Source organism: Bacillus cereus group sp. BfR-BA-01441, assembly GCF_022663075.1.
GTDB classification, from domain to species: Bacteria; Bacillota; Bacilli; order Bacillales; family Bacillaceae_G; genus Bacillus_A; species Bacillus_A cereus.
In genome coordinates this window covers 1-14,768 of the sequence record NZ_JAKUEU010000054.1, presented here as the reverse complement: position 1 = coordinate 14,768, position 14,768 = coordinate 1, and the positions used below count along the sequence as shown (strand labels likewise).

Sequence of the window (14,768 nt, the reverse complement as noted above, 5' to 3'; positions counted from 1 at the left end):
GTGAGGCGCAAAATCATTCTCTTGTTTGTATGTAGCGCTATAGTGGCAGGTGCAATTGTTGTGATTACATATTATAAAAAAGAGGATCAATGCATAGCAGTTGCAAAGTATTCAAGAGGTATTATCGTAGATTAAAATAACGAACCTATAACTAATGTGAAAATTTATGAAGATTCAATTGAAAGTAAGATGCGTAGTATTTCAAATGCACAAGGTGAATTTGAAATACTACATGGAGTTTGTGGTGAAATTGCATTAAAATTAGTTACTCAGAATGGGGAAGTCTATACGAGAAAACATGATAAGAATCATGTGTAAGAAGAAAACTAAAGGTGAATAAAATGAAACCATTACAGAGAAAAGTAGCAGTTGTGGACGGAGCAACTATATATGTAACTGAATAACTATATGTTTTTTAAGAGCGCTCTTAGAAAAGAGTGCTCTTTTTCATTAATGTAAATATTTACTTAGCATCTTTTTAAAATGATTTTTATCATAATTTACATATTGCGTAGCTGTATTTCGTATTGGATCTCCGGCATAAAATCTTTCATACAATTCGTGTCTAGATCCTAATGGACTTCCAATGATATCCCAGGCTAACTTAAATAATTTTGTGCGTTGTTCGGCATCTATATTCGTTCCTTTAAAGTGCTTTTTCAATAAATTAGCTATCGGACTTTGGAAGTCATTCGAGCTCGAAGGAAGTTGAATGAACCCACCTGCTCCAATTAATTGTAAAATTTCTATTGCACGGGGATAATATTTGGAACCAAGATTCCTTGCAGTTTCGATATATTTAAAATTCGGCAAATAAGTTTTCGTTTCATTTGTAGTACCTTCAACTTCTGCAGCAATTAAAAGTGCGCGAATTGTTTCGATTTGCATAATTAATTCCCCAAGCTTCTCTTGAACATGCAAATAAGTAGTAGCACCGATCGCTTCAGCAATTTCACAAGCAATTGCAGTTATAAATTCTAGCTTTACTACTAATCGTACAATTGCTTGGTGATAAGCTAAACTACTAGAAGCTACATCTGACTTTATTGCCCATAACGCTTCAGGGTTGTTATATAGTAAGACTCGTTCCCATGGTACAAATACATTATCAAAGATTAATAGTGCATCCATTTCATCGTACTGTGAGCTAAGAGGGGAATCAACTGTAATTGAATGTGTATTCGCAAATGGTTCTCTACAAACCATATGTAATCCAGGGGAATTGGCTGCCACGATGAGAAAGTGAGCTAAATCTTTTTGAGTATCAGTCAGTTTTGCTAATGGATAGATTAATAAATCATTTGAATAAGGAGAAGCAGTACCAATCATTTTAGCACCACTTAAATAAATTCCATCAGAAGTTTTTTTCGTAACTCTTAGTAATCCTAAGTCGTTTGTATTCAACATTGATTCTGTAGATCGATTTATTTGTGGATCACGTTGAACTACGCTTAAGAATAAGTGATTATCTCTTGCTTCTTCATAATAAGATGTAATTTTATCTGGAAACTGTGCATCGAATTTTTTATAAAAATCTTTTGATACGTACCAGCCAGTAAGTCTCGATCTTGCGTAATCAGATAGTCTACTCATTACACCGTCTGTAGCATAACTCCACGTTTCAAAAGCGGTTCTCCTCATTAATAATTCGTTATAGGAATTCGGAACTAAAAAGGCTGTATGGACAAATTCTTTCGTTTTTGGACTAACATATCCAACAGAATTTCTTCGTATTGGATCATCAAACAATGTAAATAAATTAGAAATGGTACTTAATGTTCCTGCAAAATGTTTGTCTGTAGTTACATCTACTTTTTGTCCATAGAGCCAAACGTTACGACCATCTTGTAAGCTCTTTATATAGTAATCTTTCAAATTTTGCATATTTCCTCCTTCTAAAGACTATTCATATATTTGGACATCTTTTAATGGTGGGGAATATACGTGGAAAGTTATTACTGCTGAATCTGTAGCATTATACATTTTATGCACAGTATCTTTTTTTACTGTGAAAATATTTCCCTCTGTAAACTCTTCAATCCGCTCGCTATTATTTTCGTACGTTATATTTTGTAACGTACCATTGACTATTAGTATACATCCTACAGATATTCCATGATCGTGCACAAAGGTCTTTGCTTTGCTGGGGAAATTTAATACTAAAATCTCTACGAATTCAGACTGATAGATAACGTTCCTTCCGTATTCAAGATTAACTGGTGAAGTAATAAAAGGAGCTATTTTATGAAGTGAAATATTTAATGATTGAATAGTGTGTATTAAATTGAACGTATCGTAGTTACATAGGTTATTAAATGCCTTTCTTATGTTATGAATCAATTGCATGTACAACTTCCTCCTAAGCATTTGCAGTGAAAGAAAGTAATCTCCTATTATATCGTGTGTAGTCGATTACATAACATTGTATTGAATAAATTCAAAAAGGTGACTGGTTTTAATTGGGTAATATTTGCTCTGGACTACATGGTAATTAATTCCTTTTTTATGGTATGCTTGAACTATAGCCCGCTTTCTATTGGAAAGGTGATGAAATAAATGGCAGTTCTTTTAGTGGATAATCTATATCAAATGTCTATTGTTTTACTGATCTTATGTTCATTTTGTTTTTATAGATATTTAAAGAAAATAAAAAGGGAAAGAAAGCTTACAGGTTTTGAAATTACGATGTATATCGTGACGCAACTTGCGTATTTCATTTGGGCGGCAACGACTTTTCTTAAAATGTTATCAGAATAGTAATCTTGAAGTATTAGACGCTGAACAGAAAGGTACAGGAGCATTAAAGGTATAAACGTGGGCAAGGGTAATTTATCATCTATTAGGTAAATAAATTTAGTCGAAATTTAGATGGATAACAATATTACTTATAACATCTTTATAAAAAGAGAGGATATAAATGGAACAATATAAGTTAATTGTAAAAGGGCCTAAACAACTTGAGTGGGAAACAAATGAAATTAAGGACATACAGGACGATGAAATTATCGTTAAAACAATCGCAGGATCGATAAGCATTGGGGCCGAGTTACCACAGTATAATGGATCCGATGTTACAGATCCGCATCCTTTTTATCCAAGAAAAACTGGATATGAAAGTTATGGTGAAGTGATTGAAGTTGGTAATCAAGTAACACATGTAAACGTAGGTGATAAAGTAGTTTCTTTTTATGGACATGAAACGATAGGGATAGTTAAGGCGCATAAAGTAATTCGAGTGCCTAGTTCTATACAACCTAAAATTGCTTTATTATCTATTCTTTCATGTGATGCCGCTAAAGGAGTATTGAAACTAAACCCGCGACAGGATGAAAAAGTACTTATAATTGGAATGGGAGTTATTGGTTTACTCGCTTGTTATTTCTTAAAATACTATGTAGGCATTGAGCACGTGGATGTTGTTGAGCCTAATAAAAATAGAAGAGATTTTGCAAAGAAGTTTGGTACGAAAAACATATATGATTCAGAAGAGAAAATAATAGAAACATATGATTATGGTTTCGAATGTTCTGCTACAAATAGTGGGTTCCATACTTTGCAAAAAGCTCTTAAAACTAATGGTAAAATATGTATACTGTCTGATGGCAATATAGAAGAACTAACATTAACTGCTAACTTTTATCAGAAAGAATTGCAAATCATTGGATCAAGTGATGGATACGATTATCAAAAGCATGCAGATTGGTTTTTTGAAGAAATAGGAAAAACACCATTTATAGAAGAGATCTTTCAACATGAAATACATTATACTTCACTCATACAATGCTTTGATGAATTGAGTTTAGGGATAATTAAACCATTAAAAGTATATGTTTCATATGAATAACGAAAAAAATGAGAAAATATTTGTCACATACCTTACAAATGTTTCGTCACATTTATGATTACTAAATGAGGAGGAACATATATGAAAATATTTGTAGCAGGTGCAACGGGTGTAATAGGACGTTCTTTATTGCCAATGTTAATAAAAAATGGGCATACAGTTTTTGCGATGATCCGTAATACTTCGCAAGTAGAAGCAATGAAAAAGGTTGGTGCCATACCAGTAATAGCTGATGTATTTAATAGAAAGGCTGTATTTTCTGTATTAGAAGAAACAAATCCCGATGTAGTTATTCATCAATTAACGTCATTATCTTCATGGGATTTTGAGGATAATGCAAAAATTAGAACAAAAGGCACTCGTAACCTTGTCGATGCAGCTAAAAATGTAGGGGTACAGAAAATAATCGCTCAAAGTATTTCATGGGCGTATGAACCAGGGGATACATTTGCGACTGAAAAAGATTCACTACATATTACTGCTTCCATGCCTCGACAAGTCACTGTTAATGGCATATTGAAATTAGAAGAAGCTGTTACTGAATTACCTGAATCGGTAATACTTCGTTATGGCACATTATACGGACCAGGAACATGGTATGCGGAAAACGGATTAATAGCAAATCAAGTTCGTAATAATGAGATTATTGCATCAGACGGGATAATCTCGTTTATACATGTCGAAGATGCTGCAAGAGCTACTATGCTATCCCTTAATTGGCCTTCAGGAATCGTAAATATTGTAGATAATTATCCAGCAACTAGTAAAGAATGGTTACCAATATATGCAGCAGCGATAGGGGCACCTAAGCCTAAAGTTCAAGATGGGAAAAATAGTTGGGAAAGAGGAGCTTCCAATAATAAAGCACGTAAAGAGTATGGTTGGATACCTTTATTTCCATCATGGTCTGAAGGATTTAACAACTTAATAGGTAAGTAAAACACACCTTTAATGGGAATGATAGTAAAATACACCATTAAAGGATTGGGTTATTATGAATATAATTTGGGAAAGTATTATATTAACTTTTACTGGAATAATTGTTTTGAAAATGACAGGTAGTACATCTGTCAGCCAAATGACAAGAGCTGAAATCATTATAGTTGTATCAATTGGCCGTATTATTGTAGAACCTGTATTAAGTAGAAAAGTAGTCCCATCTATATTCGCGGCTATCATATTTGCAAGCATATTACTTATCATTCATTTCTTTGAATTGAAATTAAGGAAGGTGGAACAATTTTTAAATGGAAGTAGCATTATAATTGTTGAAAACGGAGAGATTGTAAAAGAGAATTTGATGCAGGCAAAAATGTCGGAACAACAACTTTATATGCAATTAAGAGAAAAAGGGATTCATGACGTAAAGAGTTTACAGCAAGTTACAGCGGAACCGAATGGTCGTATTGGTTATCAATTAATAAAAGAAGCAGAACCAATAACTTTAGAAATGTTAGAAAAAGTATTAGATCGGTACAATATAAAAAGATAATTTCTCGTGAGAAAAAGCTAATACTATAACGGAAGTATTGGCTTTTTTATTTTTCTACAAACGTAAGGATTAATAAAATAGGGTGGATTTTAAACCAATCATTATAATAGATATAGGCTTATAATTGTGCTATATTCAATGGACTTATAGTGAATGTGGTAAAAAACTAATTTGGCATAGGTAGACGCAGCGTTAAAATTTATAAGTTTTTAATGTGATACTAAAAATGGATTGAAAATAAGGAGATAGATACATAATGGAATTTTGGGAATCAAGTTTTATCGAAAAACAAACGATGTGGGGATTTGAACCTACAGAATCTGCAATTTTGACAAAAGATTTTTTTCTTGAAAAGAACGTTAAGAATATATTAGTTCCGGGTATTGGATATGGAAGAAATGCAAAGGTTTTTATCGAAAATAGTATAAATGTAACAGGTATTGAAATTTCGAAAACAGCGATCGATTTAGCAAGAGAAAACGGACTAGAAGATGTTAGTATGTATCACGGTTCAGTAAACGAAATGCCTTTTGATAATAAACTGTATGATGGGATATTTAGTCATGCACTTCTTCATTTGTTGAATGAACAGGAAAGAGAGAAATTTATTGAAGATTGTTATAATCAGTTAAAACCAGGCGGATATATGGTTTTTACAACTGTTTCTAAAAAAGCTCCCATGTACGGAAAAGGAAAACAGTTGGATAAAGATTATTATGAGATAATGGAAGGTGTAAAAATGTTCTTTTATGATTCTGAATCTATAAAAAAAGATTTTAATCAATATAGATTAGTAAAAGTTTCGGAAATTGATGAACCAAATAAGAACATGGCAAATAAACCTTCAATCAATTTCTTAATGATAAAAGGTAAGAAAGAACGATAACTAAAAGTTATTAAGAATGATTAAAGATGTTTATATATTGATTATGCACAAATAAAAAGGACAAGCATATAATATAAATACCTTTTAACTTTAAGTAACCTTAACTTTCGTTAATAGGGTATCTCAAAATCCCCAAAAGAGCACTTGCGGAAACAAGTGCTCTTTTATTTTTTGTTTCATAAATATTTATAGTTGCAAATTTCGTGCAATAAAAATAAATCTGAGAGAAATAATCATATCTTTATTATACGATTATTTCTGAACTACAAACGATATAGCATTTGTTTTTAATTGAATGTGTCTTTCATTTCGAACAATATCATAAGCTAATTCTTTTATTTCAACTTTTAGTTCTTTCCATTCTTTATAAATGCTTTTTAAAGTACTTATCATTTCTTCGGTTGGAAGATTAATTTCAATTAAAGCTTCTAATTCTTCATTCGTTATTGAATCAATTTCTTGTATGTTAGAGTTAATAATTAAACAATTAATACCACCGTTTTTTGTACCTCTTTTCATAGAGTGGAGTACATTTTTAAAATCTTCTTCTGATCTGACATGTTCTAAACTTGATACTGCAACGATATAATCATAAGCGTTAGAGTCAATATGATAGTTTTCAATTGCTGCTTCTTCTGTTTTTATAGCCTCGAATACATCATGTTCTTTGCTATAAATTTGTAGCTTTGTTAAAGCGGAATTAAGTAAATCAACACATGTAACGGTGCCGCTAGTATTTTTTATTTTTTTTGCAATTGGAATGCTATTTCTCCCAACGCCAGAGCCAAGGTCAAGTACTTGCAAGTTGTTTTGTCCGTCAAAGTGGTTCATCAAGTCCATAACCGTTTTAACTGGTTTGAAAAGCCAAGAGCCAGCTTCAAACAGTTTATATTGTTCATAGCAAAGGTCGTGATATTTCTTTTCTTCTTGTCTTATGTAATCGATACGGTTCACATTGTTTCAGCTCCAATATTTTTATTGCAAAATGAATAGGTGGGACAGCCTTTAACATTTGTTTGAATTCGAAAAATACCACCAGCATGTGGATACTCTTTTAATTCGTTATCACTCATTCTTGTTCTGGCTGTTGTAACATATAAATCTGTTAAATTAGGCCCACCAAATGTACATGATGTTACATATAACGCGGGAATTGGAATGCTTAATATTTGTTTTCCAGTAGAGGGATTCCATCTAGTTATTTTTGAACCTCCCCAATGTGCAATCCATAAACAACCTTCTTCGTCAATTGTCATACCATCAGGTAGACCATCATTTTCAGAGAAATTGATTACATCACTTGGATTATGAATGTCTCCAGTACGTATATTATATTGATAGCGAACCACTTTTTTAGTAGGTGTATCTATAAAGTAAAAGTATGTATGATCAGGTGACCAAGCAATTCCATTTGATGTATTTACATGTGAAACTTTTTTCTCTACACTTAGATTATGATGTAAACAATACAAGGAACCTGCAGCATTCATACCGTATGTATCTGTAGAACCTGCCCAGAAACGACCAGCTGGATCACATTTTCCATCATTGAAACGATTTTCTATTAAATGTGGTTCAGGGTCAAAAATATGTGTCAGTTTTTCTGTATTTACATTAATAGAATAAAAGCCGTTTTCCATAGCTAAGAGTAGTACATCCTCTAAATATGGAACAACACAGCCAATTTGTTGATTGAGAACAATTACTCGGTTCGTATTAGCGGTAGGATTATATATGCATAATTTTCTCTCCGTAATATCAACCCAATATAAAAGTTGCTTTTTTCCATTCCAACATGGTCCTTCAGCTAAACTTGCTTTAGCATCTAAAACTAATTCTATATTACTGAACAAGATGTTCACCTCGCGTTATAAGATATTAATATAATTCGATAAGAATAGAGGTAAACCTTTTAGTCAAAGGATATTAAAATTGATACTGTAGAAAAATGACCTTCTCAAGTGATTAAAAAAGTGTATAAACAAGGAGAGGAAAATGCATATGATGTTTTATGAGATTGTTTGCTTTTCTTGTAAGAATATATTTCGTGTTTACGAAGGCAGTGAAAAATATAAGCGATTTAAAGAGAAACCAAAAGGGGCATATTGTTGTGATGAGTGTAGCCACAAAATTCAATTAGAAGCGATAAAGAATTTTTTTAGATAATTTTACGATTTCGATTCGGAAAAGTTTGACAATAAAAGTGTTATAAATTATCATATTAAAAAACTAATATTTAAGGCATAGAAGAGAAGAGTAGTTAAGAAAGAATACGTACAGAGAGCTCTGGTAGCTGAGAAAGAGCGGTATACATCTTAATGAAAAAAGACTTGGAGCTGCGCAAGGAACTAATTTATTTAGGGATGGTGCGACGGGTTCTCCCGTTATAGAGATAGGGTATAAGCATATTTTGCCGTACCTGAAGAGGTTAATATGGTGACATATTAACAAACTGAGGTGGTACCGCGAAGCTAACAACTCTCGTCCTCAAGATGAATAATCTTGGGGGGTGGGAGTTTTTTTGTTGCATAAAACTGGAAATGAGAAACAAAAAATAATTGAGGTGAGTAATATATGCATTGGGCGTATGAAGTAGCACATGAATTAATTAGGAAACATCCAAATAAAGAAAAGTTTGTTTGTGCATCTGGAATTAGTCCGTCAGGTTCTGTTCATATTGGGAACTTTCGTGAAATCGTAACGACTTATTTCGTAGTAAGAGCACTTCAAGATTTAGGGAAAAAGACTCGTTTTATATTTTCGTGGGATGATTATGATAGGTTTAGAAAAGTTCCAAAAAATATTGATCCATCTTTTGCAAAGTATATTGGTATGCCATACTGTGATATTCCAGATCCGTATGGATGTCATAACTCGTATGCGGAGCATTTTGAAAAAGAGTTTGAAAAATCGCTTCAAGCATTTGGAATTGAAGTAGAATTTATTTATCAACATGATGAATATAGAAGCGGAAGGTATAACGAAAATATATTAGAGGCCTTGTATAAACGAAAAGAAATATATGATATTTTAATGGGTTTTAAAACTAGAGAGTGTAGTGAAGAAGAACGAGAGAGCTTTTATCCAGCTACATTATATTGTGAGAGATGCGGAAAAGATACAACAACTATTACACATTTTGATGAAGTATTAAAAACAGTCCGGTATGAATGTGAATGCGGAAATGAAAAAGAGTTATCCGTATTAAATACAAATAAAATGAAACTAAACTGGAAAATCGATTGGCCGATGAGATGGATGATAGAGGATGTTATTTTTGAACCGGGCGGTAGAGATCATTCATCAGAAACGGGTAGTTATAATGTATCAAAAGAAATTGCAAGGAAAATATTCAATCGAGAAGCGCCTCATTACGTTGCTTACGATTTTATTGGTATTAAAGGGAATCATGAAAAAATGTCTAGTTCTTCAGGGAATAGTATTACACCAAGCAATTTATTGAAAGTGTATATACCAGAAGTAATTCTCTTTATGTTTGCAAAATACAAACCAGGCGCTGCTTTTCATATTGGGTTGGATGAAGATGTGATTCGTAATTATACAGAGTATGAGCGATTGAAAGATAGTTATGAAAATAAAACGCTCAAAAATGAAGATTTATTTGATGCAATTAAAATCTCTAGAGTTGATAGTGAGATTAAAGAATATCCGAAATTTAATCAAGTAGCAGGAACGTTACCATTATTAAATTTTGATTCAACTATTTTACAGGGGATATTAAAGAAAATAGATAGGAGCTATGCATTAGATGAAATGAGAGCGATAAGTAATCGCGCAGAGTATTGGATAAGAAACTTTCAATTTGAAAAATTAATCGCGGTAAATGAGGAGAAAAATGCAGAGTTTTACTACACATTAGATGAAAGGCAGAAAGAATGGCTAGTAGAAGTTTGTAAAATACTTCGTTCTAATAAAGATTACTCTAACTTAATGGAGCAATTATATGCGATTTGTCATCATGAAAATAAAAAAATAATGAAAGAAAATCAAAAACAATTATTCACTATTATATATAAGCTCATTATGAATCAATCAAATGGTCCTCGTATACCATTATTAATACATGTAGTAGGCATAGAAAATTTCATCACACTATTAGATTTCTAAAACACAGTTAAAAGCAACGCAAGTACCAAAATTTCTAAGTACTTGCGTTGCAAATTTTACTATCGTGAATACATTTTCGGACATTCATCACCACTTGGTTCATAAAAACAATGGCTTTTAAACTGTCCTACAAATGGCTGATTATACCATTCAGGCGGACAAGCTCCAACTGGACGGAAATACCAAAGAGCCCATCGTGCAGGCCAGCGCCATTGACCTTGTAAAACTTTTCGTGCGATTTCTTTTTCTGATTCACGAGCGCGTTGATAAAAATATCCATATTGTACTGCTTCAAATCCGCCGGGGCTTTGATATACAGCGTCTCGTACGGTACGGAGTTGTTTAAAATCTAAGCAATCACAAAATACACGGTTTACTACAACGCATCCAACTAACTCCTCACCTTGGCGACCTTCGCCTTCAGCTTCAGCACGAATTAATCGAGCTAGTAAATCAACATCACTTTCGTTGTATGGAATAAGGGGCATAGTGATACCACCTTTCTGTTATAGTAAAGAGTGTATGTTATAAAACAATCTGCGTGCTTTTTTACATAAAAATAACATTTAATTTTAAGAGGAGCTTGTATAAAAAAAGCTAATTAGTAATAGTAGATAAATATAAAAGGGAGAGGTATTATGTATCGAATTCATAAAGACCATATCATTTACTCAATGTCACCAGAAAATAAGCCGTGTATGGAAGTAGAAATTGGGAGCAGTCTTGTATTTGAAACATATGATTGCTTTGAAAATCAAATCGATTCTGAAGATGTTGTGTTACAAGAATTAGATTGGAACCGAATTAATCCAGCGACTGGACCTGTATATGTTAAAGGAGCAGAACCTGGCGATATATTAGTCGTAACGATTGAAAAAATTGAAATTGCAGAGCAGGGCGTTTTAACTACAGGTGCAAACCTTGGTGTAATGGGTGATGAGTTAAATGAAAATACAGTGAAAATTGTCCCAATACATAATGAATATGTTTTGTTTTCAAGTGAACTACAAATCCCGATTAATCCAATGATTGGGGTAATTGGTACTGCACCGAAAGAAGAGAGCATTTCATGTGGCACACCGCATGATCACGGCGGGAATATGGACTGTAAAGAAATTAAAGAAGGAACAACATTACTACTACCAGTTAATGTCCCAGGAGCACTATTAGCATTAGGTGATTTACACGCAGCAATGGGTGATGGTGAAATTGGTGTTAGTGGTGTAGAGGTTGCTGGTGAGGTAACGGTAACAGTTCAAATTATAAAAGGAAAACAATGGCCATTACCAATGGCTATTCAAAAAGAAAAAATGATGACGATTGCTTCAGAGAAATTGTTAGATGATGCAGCAAATCGTGCTGTACGTAATATGGTGACATTTTTACATGAAGAATTAGCAATGTCTAAAGCTGATGCAACGCTTTTATTATCGGCAGCAGGTAATTTAAAAGTTTGCCAAGTTGTGGATCCGCTGAAAACAGCGCGTATGGAACTAGGAATGGATTATGTGGAGAAACTAGGATTTACTTTTAGTAAATTTCATATTAAATAGATAAGGGACGAAAAAGGATACTTTTGTATAAAAGCATCCTTTTTTTAATTTACTGATTTTGTGAAAAGAGGTAGTATTTATTTTATATAAGTATATTTGAGATTGTGGATTAAAAAGGAGTTCAATAATGGTCAAAATTATGATTGTAGAAGACGATATGAAAATTGCAGAACTATTATCGACACATGTTGCGAAATATGGTTATCAAGGAGTTATTGTATCGGACTTTCAAAATGTATTAAACATTTTTTTAGAAGAACAACCAGAGTTAGTTTTATTAGATATTAATTTACCGAGTTTTGATGGGTACTTTTGGTGTCGTCAAATTCGGGGAGTTTCAACATGTCCGATACTATTCATTTCGGCCCGTGAAGGCACGATGGATCAAGTTATGGCGTTAGAAAACGGTGGCGATGATTTTATTCCGAAGCCTTTTCATTATGAAGTTGTAGTGGCGAAAATTCGTAGTCATTTAAGACGTGCATATGGAGATTATGCACCGAAATTAGAAGAACGAATGATTGAACAACAAGGTCTTTGTTTATATCCCGAAAGACTTGTATTGAAACTTAGAAATGACGAGATTGATATAACGAGAAACGAAGCCATTTTATTAGAGACATTAATGAAAAATTATCCGCGTGTTGTGAGTAGAGAAGTGTTACTTAATAAATTATGGGACAGTGAATCTTATGTTGATGATAATACATTAAGTGTAAATACAACACGTGTGCGTAAAAAGTTACAAACGTTGCATATAGAAGGTGCGATTGAAACGATTCGTAGTGTTGGATATAGATTTCATATTACTTGGGATAATGGTATAGAAAAATGATAAGGTTGTTTATACGTGATCATATACCACTTATTTGCTTTACCATAATTCAACTACTAGCTATATTTCTCGTATATTGGTTTGATGGGCATAATCATATTACAACGGCGTTATATGCAATGTTTCTAGGTGTTTTCTTTATGGGAAGTTATTTAGTGTTTCGTTATTTTACACATCGTTCTTTTTATGAGCGCCTAGCAAACCCGATGCAATCTTTGGATGAATCTGTTCAAAAATCTGATTTTGCAGCTGTATCGGCTGCTCTTCAAGAACTACTTGAGGTGCAATATCGACATTATCAAAATCAGCTGCAAATGCAAGAGAGAAAAAATAATGACCATTTAACCTTTATGAATCAGTGGATTCATCAAATGAAAACACCTTTATCTGTAATAGAATTAATTACACAGGATGAAGTAGATTCACGTTTTGAAAGTATAAATGAGGAAACTGATCGATTAAAAAAGGGATTAGAAATGGCTCTGTATGTCGCACGTTTAGAAGCATTTACACAAGATTTTTATGTAGAAAGAGTACAACTACATAAAATAGTGAATGATTCGGTACATGAGCATAAACGTTTCTTTATCCGGAATTTTGTATATCCAGAGCTTGAAATTGATAAGGACATTACTGTAGAAAGTGATGCGAAATGGTTACAATTTTTAATCGGACAAATACTATCGAATGCGATTAAATATTCATCAGGTAGTAGAGAGAAAATTAAAGTGAAAGCTTGTAAGGAAGGTAATAATGTTATACTTGAAATTGCTGATAATGGTGTAGGTATACCGAAGCAAGATTTACCAAGAGTATTCAAACCTTTCTTTACAGGAGAAAACGGTAGAGATTTTAAAGAATCAACTGGAATGGGGCTATATCTCGTATATGAAATTACGAAGCAATTAGGACATAGTGTAGAAATCTATTCAGAAGTTGGTAAAGGTACCGTTGTACGTATTATATTTTTTAATGTGTAAAATGACTCAGGCTAAAGAACTTTTGAAATAAGTTTTTTAGCCTTACTTTATATGGATTAAATGAAATGATATACAAGACTGGTATGATTCTAATAAAAGGTCGTGTAAGTATGTGTAATGACACAATAATAAATAAGGCTGTTAAATGAGAGGGATTTAATAATTTATTAATATATAAATAGTTTATTGTAAGAAAAAAGCTCGCCCTTTAAAAGAGCTAGCTTTATGAATTTTAATTAAGTAAACAAACTTAATAATTTATATCCAATTAATCCCAAAATAGTGATAGGAATCATCATTAAGAAAGAAGAAATTCGATGAGCATTAGAGCGTTCTAATACAAGAATCAAGATAATCCCGACTATGACTTCGGTATATCCAACAGGTAACATGTGACTATAGTCTTCAAAATTTAAAAGAATGTGAAGTCCATCCGTTACAAAAACTCCACTAATAAGTGAGCTTCCGAATTTATGAAGTGGATTTGTAGTATCTTTCCATAGAAAACCTGCAATTCCAAAGATAGTTCCTCCTATACATGCACATACAATCCATACAGATATAAAATAAATAGAGTGAGCTATATTTTTAATAACTATTGCATAACCATAGTAGCCTAATACCATTCCGAATAGTGCAAGGATACCAGAAAGTATAGCTGTACGCTTAGAATAACTAAAGCTAGCCACAAAAAAGGATGGAACTAACCAAACGCTTCCTAGATTAGCTAATGAATTCCAATGTCCAGGAAGTATACTTTGCCCCAATTTAGTTAGTATACCAACAATTATCCCTACTATAATCGGGATGAGAAAAATCATTAAAAACATATTTAACTTTGTGATTTTTAATGTCCTGTCCATAAAATCAATCCTTACATTAATATTTTCTGTAAAAATATAATAGCTTATTACAAGGGGATAATCAATAAAAAATTATCGATAAACAATAATTTATTGTTGGGTAATGAATAATATTTTGTTTTTATACAAAATTTATCCCGCTTTAATGGGCAGCCCGACCCCCACCTCAAAATTCAGCGAAAGCAAA

Annotated in this window: 16 protein-coding genes, 1 pseudogene and 1 other annotated feature; of the genes and pseudogenes, 11 read left to right on the top strand and 6 right to left on the bottom strand. The window is 32.7% G+C overall.

Features of this window, described 5'->3' with window-relative positions:
* Positions 1 to 318, top strand: a pseudogene (locus MR107_RS20220) (hypothetical protein).
* 132 nt (positions 319 to 450) lie between these two features.
* On the opposite strand, the gene MR107_RS20215 reads toward MR107_RS20220, so the two are convergent.
* Together MR107_RS20215 and MR107_RS20210 are read right to left on the bottom strand one after the other, a co-directional pair.
* A complete protein-coding gene (locus MR107_RS20215) occupies positions 451 to 1,884 on the bottom strand; it encodes a 4-hydroxyphenylacetate 3-hydroxylase family protein (RefSeq protein ID WP_242292637.1) in 1,434 nt (477 codons plus the stop codon).
* An 18-nt stretch (positions 1,885 to 1,902) separates the two neighbouring features.
* The gene (locus tag MR107_RS20210) at positions 1,903 to 2,346 is read right to left on the bottom strand and encodes a cysteine dioxygenase (protein WP_001176009.1); all 444 of its coding nucleotides are present in this window, start codon (positions 2,344 to 2,346) and stop codon (positions 1,903 to 1,905) included.
* Between the two features lie 210 nt (positions 2,347 to 2,556).
* Here MR107_RS20210 and MR107_RS20205 point away from each other — a divergent pair, with 210 nt between their 5' ends.
* The 5 genes from MR107_RS20205 to MR107_RS20185 all read left to right on the top strand — a co-directional run bounded on the left by MR107_RS20205 (position 2,557) and on the right by MR107_RS20185 (position 6,222).
* Positions 2,557 to 2,757 (top strand): hypothetical protein, encoded by a 201-nt coding sequence (locus tag MR107_RS20205; protein WP_000279689.1) that lies wholly within the window; start codon positions 2,557 to 2,559, stop codon positions 2,755 to 2,757.
* A 160-nt stretch (positions 2,758 to 2,917) separates the two neighbouring features.
* The gene (locus MR107_RS20200) at positions 2,918 to 3,844 is read left to right on the top strand and encodes a zinc-dependent alcohol dehydrogenase (RefSeq protein ID WP_000438848.1); all 927 of its coding nucleotides are present in this window, start codon (positions 2,918 to 2,920) and stop codon (positions 3,842 to 3,844) included.
* An 81-nt stretch (positions 3,845 to 3,925) separates the two neighbouring features.
* Positions 3,926 to 4,783: an NAD-dependent epimerase/dehydratase family protein gene (locus MR107_RS20195; RefSeq protein WP_000689433.1), complete on the top strand. Its 858-nt coding sequence runs from the start codon at positions 3,926 to 3,928 to the stop codon at positions 4,781 to 4,783.
* A gap of 55 nt (positions 4,784 to 4,838) precedes the next feature.
* Entirely contained in the window at positions 4,839 to 5,336 is a 498-nt protein-coding gene (locus MR107_RS20190) for a DUF421 domain-containing protein (protein WP_001021700.1), read from the top strand.
* A 256-nt stretch (positions 5,337 to 5,592) separates the two neighbouring features.
* Positions 5,593 to 6,222, top strand: a complete 630-nt coding sequence (locus MR107_RS20185) for a class I SAM-dependent methyltransferase (protein WP_242292636.1) — start codon at positions 5,593 to 5,595, stop codon at positions 6,220 to 6,222.
* Positions 6,223 to 6,474: 252 nt separating this feature from the next.
* Here the strand turns inward: MR107_RS20185 and MR107_RS20180 are convergent, their stop codons facing one another.
* Positions 6,475 to 7,176 carry a class I SAM-dependent methyltransferase gene (locus MR107_RS20180; protein ID WP_242292635.1) on the bottom strand — a complete coding sequence of 234 codons (702 nt, stop codon included), beginning with the start codon at positions 7,174 to 7,176 and terminating at the stop codon, positions 6,475 to 6,477.
* The gene (locus MR107_RS20175; protein ID WP_242292634.1) at positions 7,173 to 8,075 is read right to left on the bottom strand and encodes an SMP-30/gluconolactonase/LRE family protein; all 903 of its coding nucleotides are present in this window, start codon (positions 8,073 to 8,075) and stop codon (positions 7,173 to 7,175) included. Before MR107_RS20175 ends, MR107_RS20180 begins: the two co-directional genes overlap by 4 nt.
* Positions 8,076 to 8,217: 142 nt before the next feature.
* Between MR107_RS20175 and MR107_RS20170 the strand changes: the two genes are divergently transcribed.
* Both MR107_RS20170 and lysS read left to right on the top strand, forming a co-directional pair.
* Positions 8,218 to 8,388, top strand: a complete 171-nt coding sequence (locus tag MR107_RS20170; protein ID WP_000551042.1) for a DUF2197 domain-containing protein — start codon at positions 8,218 to 8,220, stop codon at positions 8,386 to 8,388.
* A gap of 69 nt (positions 8,389 to 8,457) precedes the next feature.
* Positions 8,458 to 8,714: a binding site (T-box leader), on the top strand.
* Positions 8,715 to 8,796: 82 nt separating this feature from the next.
* Positions 8,797 to 10,350: a lysine--tRNA ligase gene (gene lysS / locus MR107_RS20165; RefSeq protein ID WP_048538119.1), complete on the top strand. Its 1,554-nt coding sequence runs from the start codon at positions 8,797 to 8,799 to the stop codon at positions 10,348 to 10,350.
* Positions 10,351 to 10,409: 59 nt separating this feature from the next.
* On the opposite strand, the gene MR107_RS20160 is transcribed toward lysS, so the two are convergent.
* Positions 10,410 to 10,838: a cell wall hydrolase gene (locus MR107_RS20160; protein ID WP_001128402.1), complete on the bottom strand. Its 429-nt coding sequence runs from the start codon at positions 10,836 to 10,838 to the stop codon at positions 10,410 to 10,412.
* A 150-nt stretch (positions 10,839 to 10,988) separates the two neighbouring features.
* Between MR107_RS20160 and MR107_RS20155 the strand changes: the two genes are divergently transcribed.
* From MR107_RS20155 to MR107_RS20145, 3 genes are all read left to right on the top strand, one after another.
* Positions 10,989 to 11,903, top strand: a complete 915-nt coding sequence (locus MR107_RS20155; RefSeq protein WP_017656684.1) for an acetamidase/formamidase family protein — start codon at positions 10,989 to 10,991, stop codon at positions 11,901 to 11,903.
* Between the two features lie 127 nt (positions 11,904 to 12,030).
* A complete protein-coding gene (locus MR107_RS20150) occupies positions 12,031 to 12,738 on the top strand; it encodes a response regulator transcription factor (protein WP_000238994.1) in 708 nt (235 codons plus the stop codon).
* A complete protein-coding gene (locus tag MR107_RS20145; protein ID WP_002183605.1) occupies positions 12,735 to 13,718 on the top strand; it encodes a sensor histidine kinase in 984 nt (327 codons plus the stop codon). The genes MR107_RS20150 and MR107_RS20145 overlap by 4 nt, the downstream gene beginning before the upstream one ends.
* 236 nt (positions 13,719 to 13,954) lie before the next feature.
* On the opposite strand, the gene MR107_RS20140 is transcribed toward MR107_RS20145, so the two are convergent.
* Positions 13,955 to 14,581: a DUF6518 family protein gene (locus MR107_RS20140; RefSeq protein WP_000376264.1), complete on the bottom strand. Its 627-nt coding sequence runs from the start codon at positions 14,579 to 14,581 to the stop codon at positions 13,955 to 13,957.
* Between the last annotated feature and the right edge of the window lie 187 nt (positions 14,582 to 14,768).